The 16,152-nt window shown below is 33.3% G+C and carries 16 protein-coding genes; 12 read left to right on the plus strand and 4 right to left on the minus strand.

Features of this window, described 5'->3' with window-relative positions:
- Both MST30_RS06535 and MST30_RS06540 read left to right on the plus strand, forming a co-directional pair.
- Positions 1–1,188 (plus strand): DUF1501 domain-containing protein, encoded by a 1,188-nt coding sequence (locus MST30_RS06535; RefSeq protein WP_243473580.1) that lies wholly within the window; start codon positions 1–3, stop codon positions 1,186–1,188.
- A 45-nt stretch (positions 1,189–1,233) separates the two neighbouring features.
- Positions 1,234–1,608, plus strand: coding sequence for a hypothetical protein (locus MST30_RS06540; protein ID WP_243473581.1), 375 nt, complete (start codon positions 1,234–1,236; stop codon positions 1,606–1,608).
- Between the two features lie 213 nt (positions 1,609–1,821).
- On the opposite strand, the gene MST30_RS06545 is transcribed toward MST30_RS06540, so the two are convergent.
- Genes MST30_RS06545 through MST30_RS06560 form a run of 4 tightly spaced genes read right to left on the minus strand, consistent with a single transcriptional unit; the run spans position 1,822 to position 5,232 of the window.
- Positions 1,822–2,955, minus strand: a complete 1,134-nt coding sequence (locus tag MST30_RS06545; protein WP_243473582.1) for an ATP-binding protein — start codon at positions 2,953–2,955, stop codon at positions 1,822–1,824.
- 32 nt (positions 2,956–2,987) lie between these two features.
- Positions 2,988–3,617, minus strand: a complete 630-nt coding sequence (locus MST30_RS06550) for an HD domain-containing protein (protein ID WP_243473583.1) — start codon at positions 3,615–3,617, stop codon at positions 2,988–2,990.
- A complete protein-coding gene (locus MST30_RS06555; protein WP_243473584.1) occupies positions 3,617–4,366 on the minus strand; it encodes an SDR family NAD(P)-dependent oxidoreductase in 750 nt (249 codons plus the stop codon). The genes MST30_RS06550 and MST30_RS06555 overlap by 1 nt, the downstream gene beginning before the upstream one ends.
- Before the next feature lie 2 nt (positions 4,367–4,368).
- Complete coding sequence (locus MST30_RS06560; RefSeq protein ID WP_243473585.1) at positions 4,369–5,232, minus strand: aldo/keto reductase; 864 nt, start codon at positions 5,230–5,232, stop codon at positions 4,369–4,371.
- A 104-nt stretch (positions 5,233–5,336) separates the two neighbouring features.
- On the opposite strand from MST30_RS06560, the gene MST30_RS06565 reads away from it, so the two are divergent.
- The 10 genes from MST30_RS06565 to MST30_RS06610 all read left to right on the plus strand — a co-directional run bounded on the left by MST30_RS06565 (position 5,337) and on the right by MST30_RS06610 (position 16,124).
- A complete protein-coding gene (locus tag MST30_RS06565) occupies positions 5,337–5,897 on the plus strand; it encodes a DUF4382 domain-containing protein (protein WP_243473586.1) in 561 nt (186 codons plus the stop codon).
- 108 nt (positions 5,898–6,005) lie between these two features.
- Complete coding sequence (locus MST30_RS06570; protein WP_243473587.1) at positions 6,006–6,821, plus strand: DUF4382 domain-containing protein; 816 nt, start codon at positions 6,006–6,008, stop codon at positions 6,819–6,821.
- Between the two features lie 148 nt (positions 6,822–6,969).
- Positions 6,970–7,971, plus strand: coding sequence for an AAA family ATPase (locus tag MST30_RS06575; protein WP_243473588.1), 1,002 nt, complete (start codon positions 6,970–6,972; stop codon positions 7,969–7,971).
- Between the two features lie 75 nt (positions 7,972–8,046).
- Positions 8,047–8,913 (plus strand): DUF58 domain-containing protein, encoded by an 867-nt coding sequence (locus tag MST30_RS06580; protein ID WP_243473589.1) that lies wholly within the window; start codon positions 8,047–8,049, stop codon positions 8,911–8,913.
- A gap of 64 nt (positions 8,914–8,977) precedes the next feature.
- Positions 8,978–10,615, plus strand: a complete 1,638-nt coding sequence (locus MST30_RS06585; protein ID WP_243473590.1) for a hypothetical protein — start codon at positions 8,978–8,980, stop codon at positions 10,613–10,615.
- On the plus strand, positions 10,615–11,619 hold the full coding sequence (locus MST30_RS06590) for a vWA domain-containing protein (RefSeq protein ID WP_243473591.1): 1,005 nt from the start codon (positions 10,615–10,617) through the stop codon (positions 11,617–11,619). Before MST30_RS06585 ends, MST30_RS06590 begins: the two co-directional genes overlap by 1 nt.
- A complete protein-coding gene (locus MST30_RS06595; RefSeq protein ID WP_243473592.1) occupies positions 11,612–12,649 on the plus strand; it encodes a vWA domain-containing protein in 1,038 nt (345 codons plus the stop codon). The genes MST30_RS06590 and MST30_RS06595 overlap by 8 nt, the downstream gene beginning before the upstream one ends.
- 59 nt (positions 12,650–12,708) lie before the next feature.
- Entirely contained in the window at positions 12,709–13,548 is an 840-nt protein-coding gene (locus MST30_RS06600; RefSeq protein ID WP_346346983.1) for a TPR repeat aerotolerance protein BatC, read from the plus strand.
- A 36-nt stretch (positions 13,549–13,584) separates the two neighbouring features.
- Complete coding sequence (locus tag MST30_RS06605; protein WP_243473593.1) at positions 13,585–15,360, plus strand: aerotolerance protein BatD; 1,776 nt, start codon at positions 13,585–13,587, stop codon at positions 15,358–15,360.
- 2 nt (positions 15,361–15,362) lie between these two features.
- Positions 15,363–16,124 carry a tetratricopeptide repeat protein gene (locus MST30_RS06610; protein WP_243473594.1) on the plus strand — a complete coding sequence of 254 codons (762 nt, stop codon included), beginning with the start codon at positions 15,363–15,365 and terminating at the stop codon, positions 16,122–16,124.
- Positions 16,125–16,152 lie beyond the last annotated feature (28 nt).

Below are 16,152 nucleotides of genomic sequence, written 5' to 3' on the forward strand. Positions count from 1 at the left end.
ATGGATAGACGAAAATTTTTAAAAGATTCTGCATTGGCGAGTAGTTTGTTGTTTGTGCCAAGTTTCCTCAAAGCGTTTGAGTCTGTTGATGCTACACGTTTGGGTTATAAGAGATTGGTGGTTGTTCAACTTGCGGGTGGAAATGATGGCTTAAATACCATAATTCCATATAACAATGATATTTATTACAACTCCAGACCACGTTTGGCGATTACTAAAGACATTATTAAAATGACGGATGATTTAGGATTTCATTCAAGTTTAGCGCCTTTACGCTCATTATTTGATAATGGTGAGCTTTCAATTTTAAATAATGTAGGTTACCCAAATCCTGTACGTTCTCATTTTAGATCTATGGACATTTGGCAAACAGCAAGTGATTCAAATCAATATTTGCAAAGTGGTTGGTTGGGTCGTTATATGGATATGTATGGTAATAAACCCTATAATGCCATTGAGATGGATGAACAGTTAAGTTTAGCAATGAAGGGTGAGCATTTTAACGGTATTGCAACTAACGATTACAAAGTTTTATACAGAACTGCTAAGGATCCATTTTTTGAGAGTGTACATAATCATTACAATGATGCACATTTAAATGAACATAATTTAGGCTACCTCTATCAAACTATGATAGAGGCAAAGTCTTCGGCAAAGTACATTTATGAAAATACGAAAGTGAAATTATCTCAACAAGACTATCCAAAAAATGCGCTTGCTAAACAATTGAAAAATGTTGCACAGTTTATCAACTCTAATATAGATACAAAGGTGTTTTATACTTCTCTTGGTGGATTTGACACGCATGCCAATCAACAAGATAAGCAAGCTAGGTTATTATCTCAGTATGCAGAAAGTATTTCATCCTTTGTGAAGGATTTAAAGCAAAACGGAACCTTTAAAGACTCCTTGATTTTAACGTTTTCAGAATTCGGTAGACGTGTAAAACAGAACGCTGCAAATGGTACTGATCATGGTGCTGCTAACAACGTTTTTGTTATAGGCAAAAATCTTAAGCAAGCAGGTTTCTATAATAATCTGGCTAGCCTTAAAGACTTAGATAGCAACGGAGATTTAAAATATGAAATTGATTTTAGAACTGTTTATGCTACTATCTTGAGCAAATGGTTGAATGCTAATGATGAGGTTGTTTTAAATCAAAATTTTAAGAAACTTAGCTTTATCTAAAATATAAACTATCATTTTTTTGTAACTTTAAAAGAAAAGCAAAAAATGATGAAGAAAATAGTTTTATTACTAGTGTTAACTATGGTAATTTCTTGCAGTTCTGATGATACGAATCCACAAAACTGTACTGATGTTTATATTTTTGGGCTAAATGTTACCATAAAAGATGTTAATACCCAAACCATACTAACCGAAGGTATAACAGTTACAGCAAAGGATGGAGCGTACGAAGAACAACTTTTAAGGATTGAAGATTCAGATTATTTTTTAGGTGCTGGTGAGCGAGAAGGCTCTTATATTATTGAGGTAACATCTAATAATTACCAAACTTTGACATCAAATCCAATCTTGGTTGAAAGAACAGAAGATGACTGCCATGTTATTACACAGGTTTTAGAATTTCAATTAATACCAAATTAAAACAATAAACCTTGTCTCAGATTTAGCTTTAAAAGCCTACCGAAACAAGGTTATATAATTGATTAATAGCATATCAAAGATGCGTATTATATCTTTTTGTTTTCTAAATTTTTGATGAATGGTAGAAAAAAATGTATAATCTGCATTTACTTTGATTGAGATTCGACGAGATGCAGAAAATAAGGATAAAATAATATAAAAATCCGACTAAAATTAATTGTACTTCACCTTTCTCAAAATTCTAATGGTTTCTTTATAAGACTGGTATAGGTCTAAACTATAATTTTTAATGTAGGGTTTTGCATATTCTAGTTTTGGTAATGCATCTTCAAATCCGTTGAGATAGCAAATTAAATAACTCGCTGCTAAATTATTTAAATCTGGAATTTGATGGCTTGCAATGGTAACACCTTTTTCGAGTTTTTCGAGTATTGTGTTATTCGTATTATAGATATGATATAGAACCTTTTTGTCAAATTGAGGAGGTTCAAAAATTAAATTAGCTTCAATGGAATAATTGGCGTTATTATCGAAATGAATAATCTTTTCTTCGAGCTTATAATATTTATAAGATTTTTGAAGCCCTAGTCTTACGTATTCTACAATTTTAAAAGAATCTTCATTATAAAAAATAGCAACTTCATCTAAAGCTGAATAGAATAAACGCACCTGTTCGTTAATCATTTCTATATCTACTCTAGAATAAAAAACTTCGTCCTTAACATGCTTTTTTTGTCCAGACCAACAAAGGACAAAATACTCCTTAAAGACTTTGTATTGTGGATTAAAATCCTGGCGCTTATTCATAAAATCGAATACACCATTTAGTGTTAGCTCAATGTTGTTTTGTGCGTGGTTTTCAATAGCAGCAACAATCTTAGAGTTAACATCTTTAATTTCAATATCAAACACTTTTGGCATACTCATGCTACCATCTCTAAAAAACACTGAGCCTCCGTAATATTTCCAGATATTCTTTCTTAACGAAGTAATTTTATCAATTGGTCTAATGGTTACTAAGCCAACAACTTTGTCGTCTGGTAAATGTGGAAAGGGAATGTTCTCGTATTGTACTATTGGCGGATTGGTGAGGTAGGCGTTGATGAGATTCTGAATTTTACTATCATCAAAAAAATCGGTGCCTACAATTTTGTTGTCTTCATCTTCAACACCAATAACTATGTAAGAGTTGTTTTTAGGATTGCTGTTGGAAAGCGCGCAAATGTGCTTTAAAAATTTTGCTTTTCCTTCTTTGTGGCTAATATCAACTTTTCGCTTTTTGTCATAAAAACTATTCTCATCGTTGTGAGCCAGTAGATTTTTTATGAGTAGGCGTTTGTTAATCATAACATTTCCTGAGAAAGCAGGAATCTCAATATTTATAGTAGTTCTAATTCTTTTTTTAGATTTTCTCTAGCACGATTTTCATGAGTAACCTGATAAGCTTCTGTGAAATATAACGTTTCTCGTTCTAAAAAATGTTGAAGCACTTTTTTTCTTCCTGGTTTATACATAAAATCCGGATAAATCATATACTCTCTTCTAATTTGAGTTGTATATTCTTTATAGATTTCCCAATCTGCTCCAAGAATAGATAAATCAAAATCTAGAAGATAAGCATTGTCTATATTTTTATCTAAAATAAGAAAATGCTTTTTTGTAGAAAGTATTAAGTTTTGAATGTTTTTAAGTCGATTTCCTTCAAAATTTAGTGATTTTAGACTTTTATTGGCAAAAAGTGCACTTTTTTCTTCGTTGTCTTTTTTTGTTGATTTATAAATAATGTCATGATACCAAATGGCAAAAAGTAAAGCGTCAAAATCTACAATTTTATCTTCAAAGCTTTTTGCTTGGAGGAGCATATTTTGAACATGTGTAAGCGTATGATAATACCTATTCTTTTCAGAGTAATGTTTCGAAATCTCTAACCAAAGAGAATTTATTAAAAAATCATCTTTAGTGTATTGAGAGGCTAAACTAAACCATTGAGATTTAATATCTGATTTCATTAGTCTTTCTTCACAATGGTAGAGCTCGCTTGTGCAGTACAAAACATTAAGACATCAGCAATGTTTACATGGGCAGGTCTGGATACAGCAAAGTAAATGACTTCTGCCACATCTTCAGGCTGTAAAGCTTTGTAGCCTTTATAAACATTATCAGCTTGGCTTCCTCCTTTAAATCGTACTTGTGAAAATTCGGTTTCTACTAAACCAGGATTTACTGCAGAAACTTTTATTCCGAAAGGATTAAGATCTATACGCATACCTTCTGTTATTGCCAAGACTGCATGTTTGCTACCGCAGTATACATTGCCATTTGGATAAACTTCTTTTCCTGCTGATGAGCCAATGTTGATGATGTGTCCTGATTGACGCTCTGTCATTCCGGGAATTATGGCTTTGCTAACATATAGCAAGCCTTTTACGTTAATATCCATCATGGCATCCCAATCGTCAAGACTGCCATCTTGTATTGGATCTAATCCGTGAGCGTTTCCAGCGTTGTTAATTAAGATATCAATATTTTGAAATTTTGGAGGTAACGAAGCAATAGCTTCAAACGTTTTTTCCTTATCGCGCACGTCAAAATTTAAGGTATGGACATCCGTTTGTTTAGATAAGGCTTTTTCGATACTATCTAATCGTTGTTGTCTGCGCCCACATAGCACTAAGTTAATACCATGTTTTGCAAATTCATGAGCAGTAGCTCTACCAATACCACTTGTGGCACCTGTTATTAATGCTGTTTTTTTCATAATTAAGGGACTTTATTACCTTGGCTTGCTACTAATATTAAAAACCAATCTTCTACTTCTAGATTAATTTTAGAGGCTTCAACGGCTTGCTTTAGTCTTGTTTTATTGGTTGTGCCAACTACAGGATGAATGCCAGCAGGATGTCTCATAATCCACGCTAATAATAGCTGGTCTTCAGTGGCATTGTATTTATCCATCAATTCACCAAGTTGCTTGTGAATACGTCTGGTTTGTTCGTTATCTTCTTTAAAAACTAAGCCTAATGGAGACCAAGCCATAGGCTTAATACCACATGTCTTTAAATAATCTAATGTGCCATCGTGCATTGAAGAATGTTGTGTAAGCGAAAATTCAATTTGGTTAACGTCAATATCCATTCGTAAGCCAATCATTTCCATTTGAGATGGTGTAAAATTAGAAACACCAAAATCTCTAATTTTTCCATCTTTTTTTAAGATGGTAATAGCTTCTGCTATTTCTTCAGCAACCATTAAAGGACTAGGTCTATGTAGCAAGAGTAAGTCTAAATAGTCTGTTTCAAGATTTTTTAAAGATTCTTCAACGGACCAAATGATATACTCTTTAGAGTAATCGTAATGTTTAACCTTATTATTTCTGTTTTCTGATAAATATTGAATACCACATTTTGAGATTAACTGAATATTTTCACGGTTAATACCAGAGTCGGTAAATGCTTTTCCAAAATCAGCTTCTGTGGTGTAGCCACCATAAATATCAGCATGATCAAAAGTTGTAATGTTGTTAGAAAGGCAATGGTGCATTAAGTCTGCCATTTCTTTTTTTGAGAGTTGTTTGCCCCAACTTCCCCAGGTCATTGTACCTGCAATTAATCGAGAATAGTTCACTTTTTTTTCAGGTTATATAGATTTTTTTGCAATTGGTGTATAAAAATACTGAAAACATACAGATTAAGAGTATCCTTGGGCATTAATTATTCCATACCCAAATCATGAAACAGTTGCGTTTTATTAAACGATTATTTTTCCTTTTATTAGCGATAACTATTACGAGTTGTACAAAAGATGATATAAAAACTGATGATGGTACAACACAGATTACGGTAAAGCTTAAAAGTTCTAACCAGTCTTCAAGTAAGGTATATTTAGATATTCAAGATGTTCAGATTAGAACAGGTGAAAATCCCAATATCACGAGCTCATGGGTGAGTTTAAATACAATCAATCAAGGAGTTTTTAATGTGTCGGATCTTGAAGAGGATAATAAACTTTTGTTGGTTGATGATTTTGAAATTGAAGCTACCTATGTTTATGAAATCAGATTGGTGCTAAGTGATAACAATTTTATGGATATTAACCATGTGCTACATAGTTTGAATTTAGGAAATGGAAAGCCCTCAAACTTAATTGAAACACAGCTCAATTCTAAAAGACGATATGATATGGTCGTGGATATGGATTTAGATAAGTCGATTTCATATGATGAAGATGAAAATATGATGGTTTTAACTCCAAAATTGTATACGGCAATACGACAATTGAATATTAATTAGCACCTAGTAGATGTTGTAATCTTATCTCATTTATCTAAAAGCCTTTGTATATTTAACATCTAAACATGTGGTTTGAACGTACATACTTTAGTAACCAAAACACAAATTATGAAAATTTTAAAGCAACTAATCGCTATATTCTTAGTGCTATTTGCATTTTCCTGTAACAATTCTGATGATTCAAACAACACTGCTTCACCTACACTTTCTGTAAAATTAGTAGATGATGCAGGTGATTATGAGCATGTGTATGTTGAGGTAATTGACGTTAAGGTAAAGTATGATAGTAATGATTTTAATGAAGATGATGATGTAAACGGCTGGCAATCGGTAGGAGTTATTTCACCAGGTATATATGATTTACTTGAACTGACAGGAGGTGTTAGTCTGCAGCTAGTAGATAACGAGGAGATTGAAGAAGGTACAATCAAACAAATTCGTTTAATTCTTGGAGATGAGAACAGTGTGGTTTTAGAAGGAGAAACAGAGCCTAGGCCATTAAATACACCTAGTGCTCAACAATCAGGTCTAAAAATTATGGTCAATCAAGAAATAATTAATGGATTTAATTATGATTTTATTCTAGATTTTGATGTAGATGAATCTATTGTAATGGCCGGAAACTCGGGTAATATTAACTTAAAACCCGTTTTAAGAGCAAGCTTAGAAATAAACTCTGGTAGTATATATGGAAGTGTCTCACCAAATGATATACCAGTAGAAGTAGAGGCAACAAACGGTATTATTACGGCTTCAACTTTTGTAGATGCCTCAGGTAATTTTGAAATTCTTGGTTTACCAAGTGGTATTTATACCGTTACTGTTACTCCAGATGATGACACCATGCTTAACCCTGTTGTTATAGATAATGTAGAGGTAATAGTTGGTCAAGCCACTAATTTAAATACCATAATTTTAGAGTAGATAGCAACTTATTAAAACATAAAAGCGCGATATTGTTACGATATCGCGCTTTTTTTTAACCAATTGTTAACAGCAACTACCGAATAATTTTAACACTTTGCATCTCTGAATAAATCACTAAAATAGTTTGCCCTTAAACTAATTAAATATGGAAGAAACGAGTACAGTTGACATTAAGTCAATTAATGAAAAGATTGAAAAAGAAAGTGCATTTGTAGACTTACTAACCCTAGAAATGAATAAGGTTATTGTTGGTCAAAAACATATGGTAGAACGCTTGTTAATTGGTCTACTAGGTCAAGGACATATTCTTTTAGAGGGTGTTCCTGGTTTAGCAAAAACATTAGCCATAAATACCTTATCTAAGGCTATTGATGCAAGTTTTAGTAGAATACAGTTTACGCCAGATTTATTACCAGCAGATGTAGTAGGTACTTTAATTTACAATATAAAAGAGAATGATTTCTCTATTAAAAAAGGACCAATCTTTGCAAATTTTGTATTAGCGGATGAGATTAACAGAGCGCCTGCTAAAGTACAATCTGCCTTGTTAGAGGCTATGCAAGAAAAACAGGTAACTATTGGTGATGAGACGTTTACTTTAGATAAACCATTTTTAGTAATGGCAACTCAAAACCCAGTTGAGCAAGAAGGAACATATCCGTTACCAGAAGCTCAGGTAGATCGTTTTATGCTGAAAACAGTAATTGATTATCCAAAGCTAGACGAAGAGCAACTTATCGTTAGAGCGAACCTTAAAGGTTCTTTTGATAAAGTAAACCCAGTAGTTTCCATCAAACAAATCTTAAGTGCCCAAGAAGCAGTTAGAGAAGTTTATATGGACGAGAAGATTGAAAAATATATTCTAGATATCATCTTCGCAACACGTTATCCTGAAAAGTACAGACTTGAGGATATAAAACCTTTAATCTCTTTTGGTGCCTCTCCTCGTGGTAGTATCAATTTAGCAACTGCAGCAAAATGTTATGCATTTATAAAGCGAAGAGGTTATGTGATTCCAGAAGATGTAAGAGCTGTAGTGCACGATGTGTTACGTCACAGAATAGGAATTACTTACGAAGCCGAAGCAGAAAATGTAACTTCAGAAGACATCATTAACAAGATTGTTAATGAGATAGAAGTGCCTTAAGATTTTAGATTTAAGAATGACGAATGATGATTTCTAAAATCGCAAATCAACAATCTTCAATCGAAAATTGAAAAAATGGATACCAAAGAACTTCTTAAAAAAGTAAGAAAAATAGAGATTAAGACACGTCGCTTGTCTGATCATATTTTTGGAGGCGAGTACCACTCTACCTTCAAAGGACGTGGTATGACCTTTTCTGAAGTTCGCCAGTATCAATTTGGTGATGATGTTAGAAATATAGATTGGAATGTTACAGCACGTTACAATGAACCGTATGTAAAGGTTTTTGAAGAAGAACGCGAACTAACCATGATGCTCATGGCAGACGTGTCTGGTAGTAAATTCTTCGGAACAAAAAATCAATTTAAAGATGAGATTGTTACCGAGATTGCAGCAACATTAGCTTTTTCAGCAACGCAGAACAATGATAAAATAGGTTTGATTTTATTTTCAGACGAAATAGAACTCTACATTCCACCAAAAAAAGGACGCTCTCACGTATTAAGAATTATCAGAGAGTTGTTAGAATTTCAGCCAAAAAGTAAAAAAACCAATGTAGCCGAAGCATTCAAATTTTTGTCTAACGTAATGAAGAAAAAAGCCATAGTTTTTGTGCTTTCAGATTTTATAGCAGACGATTACAAACAAACACTAAAGATTGCAGCAGGTAGACACGATATTACAGGTATAAGAGTTTACGATAAGCACGAAGAAACCATACCAAATATCGGGATGGTGCAAATGGAAGACGAAGAAACAGGAGAGTTACTTTTGGTGAACACAGCATCTAAAAATGTAAGACTGAATTACGGTAAATTTTACAGAGAAAAAGTAGATTATTTTAAAGATAGTTTTACTAAGTCTGGTGCTGGCAGCATAGATTGTAGAGTAGATGAAAGCTACGTAAAAAAATTATTAGGGTATTTTAAACGAAGAGGATAGATTTAAGTTAGACGTGAAAAGTAAAAAATTACATAATGTTCTTAGGATAAGTAGACAAAGAGTAGTGCTATCTCTCATCTCTTTTCTATTATCTTTCATCTCTTTCAGTCAAGTTACAACAGAGGTTGATACGACTAAAATCAGAATAGGAGAGCAAATCAATTATAAAATAAAAGTTGAAGCAGATTCAACTGCATTAGTTGTTTTTCCTGAAGGGCAAACATTTACACCGCTTGAAGCTGTTGAGGCTTTAGAAATTGATACTACTAAAAAGGATTCAAAATTCAAACTATCAAGAATTTACAAGCTTACACATTTCGATTCTGGATCGTATACCATACCAAGACAAAAAATAATTATTGGAGAAAAACCATTCTACACAGATTCGCTTCGGGTAGATGTTGGCACAGTTGAAGTTGATACTACAAAGCAGAAGTTATACGACATTAAACCAATTATAGAAGTTGAGAAAAGCAGTAGTAATTGGTGGATTTGGTTATTGGTAGTTATGGCAGCCTTAGCTTTAATTGGCTTTTTGTTGTGGTGGTTTGTTTGGAGAGAAAAACCGCTAACAGAGGAAGAAGAAATCGCCTTGTTGCCACCTTATGACAGAGCAAAATTAGCTTTAAAAAAATTAGATAATAGTCAATATTTAATACGTTCAGAAGTCAAAGAATATTATTCTGAACTGACAATGATTATCAGAAAATATTTAGACGAAAAAGTATATGAGCGCTCTCTTGAGAGTACAACAGATGAGTTGATTAACAGACTTCAACTTTTAAAAGAAGGTAATCAATTCCCATTTTCAAAAGAAACACTTCATAACCTCGAAACCATTTTAAAGCGTGCCGATTTAGTAAAATTTGCTAAGTCCGCACCAGACACAGCGCTTATTGAAATGGATAGAGCTACCATTGAAAAAGAAATAGAAAGTGTTAAAGCCGTTCTACCAGAACCAACCGAAGAAGAAAAACTATTAGATCAACAATACAAAGAAGCTCAAGAGCGCAAAAAGAAACGCACTAAGGTTATTATCACAGTTGCCAGTTTAGTGTTATTGCTTGTTGCAACATATGTAGGCTTTGGGTTGAAGTATGGTTTTAAATATGTAAACGATACCATATTACGAGATGAAAGTAAAGAACTTTTAGAAGGAGAATGGACTAAAAGTGCTTATGGATATCCACCAGTTTACATAGAAACACCAGAGGTTTTAAAACGCATTCAAGATACACTTTCAGATGAATCAAAAGACAAGATTAAACAAAGAATTTTTGTTTTTGATGACGCAGAACATCTGGATATTAAAATTATCACAGATGAGGTGGATAGTGGTGAACAAGGACAAGAAGATATTCAGAGAAGAGTGGTGCAGTCTATAGAGAAGATTATAGAAGAATGGGAGACCAAAAATGTTCAAAATATAATAACTAAAGACGATCAATTTATAACACCAAATAATGTAGAAGGAAGCAAAACTCATGGTACAGCTGATTTTCCAATTAAAGGCTCAGATGAAACTTTTGAAGGAGAGTATGCCATATTTAGTTTTGCTACCAAAGAAGGTATGATTGCACATGTAACATTAGTTTGGGGAAAAGAAGATAGCTATGCCGTAGACATTGCAGAAAGAATTATGAATTCAATAGAGATGAAGTCTGACGAACAAGCTAATGCAGAACAAGAATCACAGAATTAATGTTTGAGAATATAGAGTTTTTAAATAAAGAGTTATTTTGGTTTCTATTGCTTTTACCAATAGCAATAGCTTGGTATATGTTTAAGCACAATAAGCAATCAGCCGAGCTAAAAATATCTACTGTTCAAGGCTTTAAAACTACATCGTCGTTTTGGTCAAGATTCAGACATGTATTATTTGTATTAAGAATGTTGGCTTTGGCATTATTGATTACTGCACTAGCAAGACCAAGAACGGTTGACGTATCTACAAAAACCAAGACCACCAAAGGTATAGATATTGTAATGGCGATAGATGTTTCAGCTAGTATGTTGGCAAAAGATTTGCGCCCTAACCGTCTCGAAGCCTTAAAAGAAGTTGCAGCAGATTTTATAGATGGTCGACCAAATGATAGAATTGGTTTGGTGGAATATGCTGGCGAAGCTTACACAAAAACTCCAATTACTACAGATAAGTCTATAGTACAACGCTCACTTAGAGATATAAAGTACAACACCATTATAGAAGGTGGAACTGCCATTGGTATGGGCTTGGCAACATCTGTAAATAGATTAAAAGATAGTAGAGCAAAAAGTAAAGTAATTATTTTGCTTACCGACGGTGTGAATAATTCAGGATTTATAGATCCTAAAATTGCTAGTGAATTGGCAGTAGAATATGGTATTAAAGTTTACACCATTGGTTTAGGAACTAACGGAATGGCATTATCACCAGTCTCTATAAACCCTAACGGAACCTTTAGATATGGTCGTCAACAAGTAGAAATTGACGAGACATTACTTAAAGAAATTGCCGATGCTACAGGTGGTCAATATTTTAGAGCAACCAACAATAAAAAATTGGCTGAGATTTATAAAGAAATCAATAAGCTCGAAAAAACTGAAATAGAAGAAAAGAAATATTATAACTATGACGAAAAGTACAGACCACTGGTGCTTTTAGCAGGTTTGTTTTTGTTGATAGAGATAATTTTAAGAAACACAATTTTTAGAAGCTTTGTTTAGACTAGACGAAAAAATATGGTTTTGGACCTTACTGGCTATTCCAGTAATTATTTTACTATTTGTGTTATTACAAGTATGGAGACGTTCTGCGCAAAAGAAATTTGCAGACAATCACTTACTTAGCCGTTTAAGTCCTAACCAATCTCTTTTTAAAAGTATATTAAAGGTTAGCGTACTGTGTTTGGCATTTGCTTGTTTGTCCTTGGCATTGGTGAACCCAAAAATTGGAACTAAATTAGAAACTGTACGTAGCCAAGGTGTTGATATTGTATTTGCGGTAGACGTTTCAAAAAGTATGCTGGCCGAAGATATTGCACCAAACCGTTTAGAAAAATCAAAACAGCTCGTAACTCAGATTATAAACAGTTTAGCAAGCGACAGAGTTGGTATCATTGCTTATGCAGGCAAAGCATTTCCGCAGTTGCCAATAACCACAGATTATGCTTCGGCAAAAATGTTCTTACAAAATATGAATACTGATATGTTGTCCTCACAAGGAACAGCCATTCACGAAGCTATTCAATTAGCAAAAACATATTATGATGACGACGAACAAACTAACCGTGTTTTAATTATTATTTCAGATGGTGAAGATCATGGTGGAGAAGCCATTGATATTGCAGAAGAAGCTAGTGAAGAAGGTATAAGAATTTTAACGGTTGGTGTTGGTGATGCTAAAGGAGGGCCAATCCCAATTAAGAGAAATGGTGTTGTGCTCAATTATAAAAAAGACAATAATGGAGAAACAGTTATCACCAGGCTAGACGAAAGTACTTTAAGAAAAATAGCTGAAGAAACAGATGGTGTTTATATAAATGGAAGTAATACAACTGAAGTTGTTGAAACTATAAAGGATGTATTAGATAACATGGATAAAAAAGAATTTGAGTCTAAACAAATAGCAGACTTTAAAGACCAGTTTCAATGGTTTTTAGGCTTAGGTATCTTTTTACTATTTATTGAGATCTTCTTTTTGGAAAGAAAAACAGCTTGGTTAAAGAAATTGAATTTGTTTAATGAGAATTTTTAACTTTTAAAATTTCTTTAACGGCATATAATTAGTGGGTTTGTTACTTTTAAAGTAGAATTATGAAGATGAAAATTTACATACTAGCAATTGTTACATTAATGAGCTTTTTGGGGTTTTCTCAAGAACAAAACAAGGAGCAGTTAAAAAAAGAACAGAAAGCCACCAATTTAGTTTACAAGGCTAATGAATTGGCACAAGACGACGACTTCATTCAAGCAGAAATGGAATATAGAAGAGCCATTTCTAATGCTCCAAACAAAGCAGTAGGAGCTTACAACCTTGCCACTACATATTATAAAAAAGGGGACTTTAACGAAGCTTTATTTAGAACACAAGAAGCTGCAAAAAATGCACAAACTAAAGACGAAAAGCATAGAGCATATCATAATATTGGTAATCTCTTAATGAAAGAAGAAAAGTGCAAAGAAGCAATGGAAGCTTTTAAAAACGCCTTAAGAAGTAATCCAACCGACGAAGAAACCAGATACAACTTTGCCTTAGCTAAAGAATGTGCTGAGCAACAAAAAGACGGAGGCGGAGAAGACAATAAAAAAGACGAAAACAAAGAAGAAGAAAAAGATAAAGAAAAGGAGGAAAAGAAGGAAGACGAAAACAAGGACAATAAGGATAATAAAGACGAAGGAGACAAAGATAAAAAGGAAGGAGATAAAGAAGAGGACGATAAAGGCAAACCTCAAGATGACAAAAAGGATGATGGTAAAGGGGATAAAGATAAAAAAGATCCAAACCAAAAATCTAAACCAAAACCAGGTCAGATGTCTCCACAGCAAATGAAGAATATTCTTGAGGCTATGCAAAATCAAGAACAAAAGGTTCAGCAAAAAATGAATGCCGAAAAGCAAAAAGGAGCTAAAGTAAGAACCGAAAAAGATTGGTAGTTTAACTAAGAGTTGCATATCATTGTTGCCGTAAAAATGAAAATCATCAAAAATATATCAATAGTATTATTTCTGCTTGTTTCAAGCATTACTTATGCTCAAGTAAAGTTTGAGGCTAAAGTCAGTAAACAAAAACTTGGTGTAAATGAGCGTTTGCGCATAGATTTTGAGATGAACAAAGACGGAGACAATTTTGTTCCACCAAATTTTGATGATTTTACGGTTGTAGGTGGCCCAAATACCTCTTTGATGAATTACAATGCAAACGGTAAAAAGACGTATCAAAAAACTTATAGCTACTTCCTAGCACCAAAAAAGAAAGGTAAATTCACCATAAAGCAAGCTACAATAGAGATTGATGGAGAGGTTTACAAAACGTTTCCCGTAACAGTTACTGTAACTGATGCTGTAGATAAGCCTAACGGTCAGCCAGATGCATCAGACATAGCTTCAGATAAAATTCATTTAGTGGCTGAAGTATCAAATAGTAATCCGTATTTAAATGAGCCAACAACAGTAGTTTATAAGCTTTACGTGTCTAGAGATGTTGGTATTAGTAGCAATTGGAGAGAAAAACAAACACCTAGATATAATGATTTTTGGAGTCAGAATATAGAAATAAAAGGACTCAATATTCTAAGAGGAGAATACAAGGGCGAAGATTACCGTTATGTAGTTTTAAGAAAAACAGTTTTGTATCCTCAAAAAACAGGAAAATTAAAGTTAGAGCCTCTAGTTTTAGATGTTACAGTTGAAGTGCCAACAGGAAGAGCCAACATCTTTGGTCAGCAAATAATGACCCAAGTGCCAAAAACGGTAACTGCAGGTAGCAGAACAATTGATGTAAAACCATTACCAGAAAACGGCAAACCATCAGATTTTAAAGGAGCAGTAGGTGATTTTAATTTTAATGTTACGACTTCAAAAACTCAGTTAAACGCTACAGAGTCTCTACAAGCACAGATTGAAGTTACAGGAAATGGAAATCTTAAATTATTTGAACTTCCTAAGCTAACCACACCAAGCTCATTAGAGGTGTATGAACCAGAGCATAAAGAAAATGTAAGAACAGGATTAAGTGGTATGCAAGGAAGTATTTCAGATACCTATACCATTGTACCACAATATCGTGGCAAATATCCTGTGCCATCAATATCATTTTCTTATTTCGATCTTAAAACAGAAAGTTATAAACGCATCACATCAGATGAGATAGTAATAGATGTTGTAGAAGGACCAACAGCTTCTGTTAATAATTCTGAAAACACAGAAGCCAATAACACAAAACAAACGATAAAGCCTAATACTAATGCATTTGCATTTATAAAAACGACCTCTAATTGGGAGTCTATGTCTAGCAAAGGTTTTTTTAAGTCAACTAGTTTTTGGTGTTTGTTACTATTGCCTTTTTTAGCAATTCCATTAGCAATATTTATTAGAAGAGCAAAAGATAAACGCGATGCAGATGTTGTGGGAACTCGCATAAGAAAAGCAGACCGTTTGGCTAAAAAGTACTTAAGTGAAGCCAAGAAAAACTTAGGGCAAAAAGAAGCATTTTATGAGTCTTTAGAGCGCGCACTTCATAATTATTTAAAGGCTAAATTAAATATTGAAACCAGTGATTTTAATAAAGAAAAGATTGAAGCACTGCTCACTCAAAAGAAAGTAGAGCCTAATGTTGTTACAGAGTTTATTTCAATTTTAGAAAGTTGCGAATTGGCTAGATATACACCAATAACCAACGTTACTATGCAGAATGATTATGATAAAGCAGCTGAGACAATTTCATTAATAGATAAACAAATACGATAGCCATGAGAGTGATTATAATTCTATTAGTTTGTTTTCTGAGTTGTTTTGGTTTTTCTCAAAACAACCAGCTTTTTGATGAAGCCAATGCGTTGTATAATGATGGTAAATATGCCGAAGCTATTGATAAGTACGAGGCTATCTTAGATTCTGGCCAACATTCTGCAGAGTTGTATTTTAACTTAGGAAACGCCAATTATAAGCTTAATAATATTGCACCAAGTATTTATTATTACGAAAAAGCACTGTTGCTAAATCCAGAAGATAAAGACATTAAAAATAATTTGGTAGGATACGCTCAAAACATGACCATCGATGCTGTAGAGACTGTTCCAAAAGTTGGGTTTACCAGAATAATTAATAGTGTTGTCAATACATTTAGTACAGACGTATGGGCAAAAATGGCTATAGCAAGTGTTATTCTTTTTGTAGTTTTATTTTTATCATATCACTTTTCTTATACAACCTCAAAAAAAAGGATAGCGTTTGTAATAAGTGTAATCGGCTTGTTTTTTGGTTGTTTTTCTGTTGCTATGGCATTTCAAAAGGAAAATTTGGATAAAAAAGACAATCCTGCCATTGTATTTGCACAAGAATCTAAAGTGAAATCTGAAGCTAACAAAACATCTGAAGAAGTTTTTAGACTTCATGAAGGCACCAAAGTACAAGTTATAGATAGCTATGAAGATTGGAAAAAAATTCAGCTATCAGACAATTCTACAGGCTGGATTCCTTCCAAAGACATAAAAATCATAAAGACCTTTTAAAAAGTGTTAACAAAATCATATCTTGTAA

It is taken from the genome of Winogradskyella sp. MH6, assembly GCF_022810765.1.
In the GTDB taxonomy this organism is placed as follows: domain Bacteria; phylum Bacteroidota; class Bacteroidia; order Flavobacteriales; family Flavobacteriaceae; genus Winogradskyella.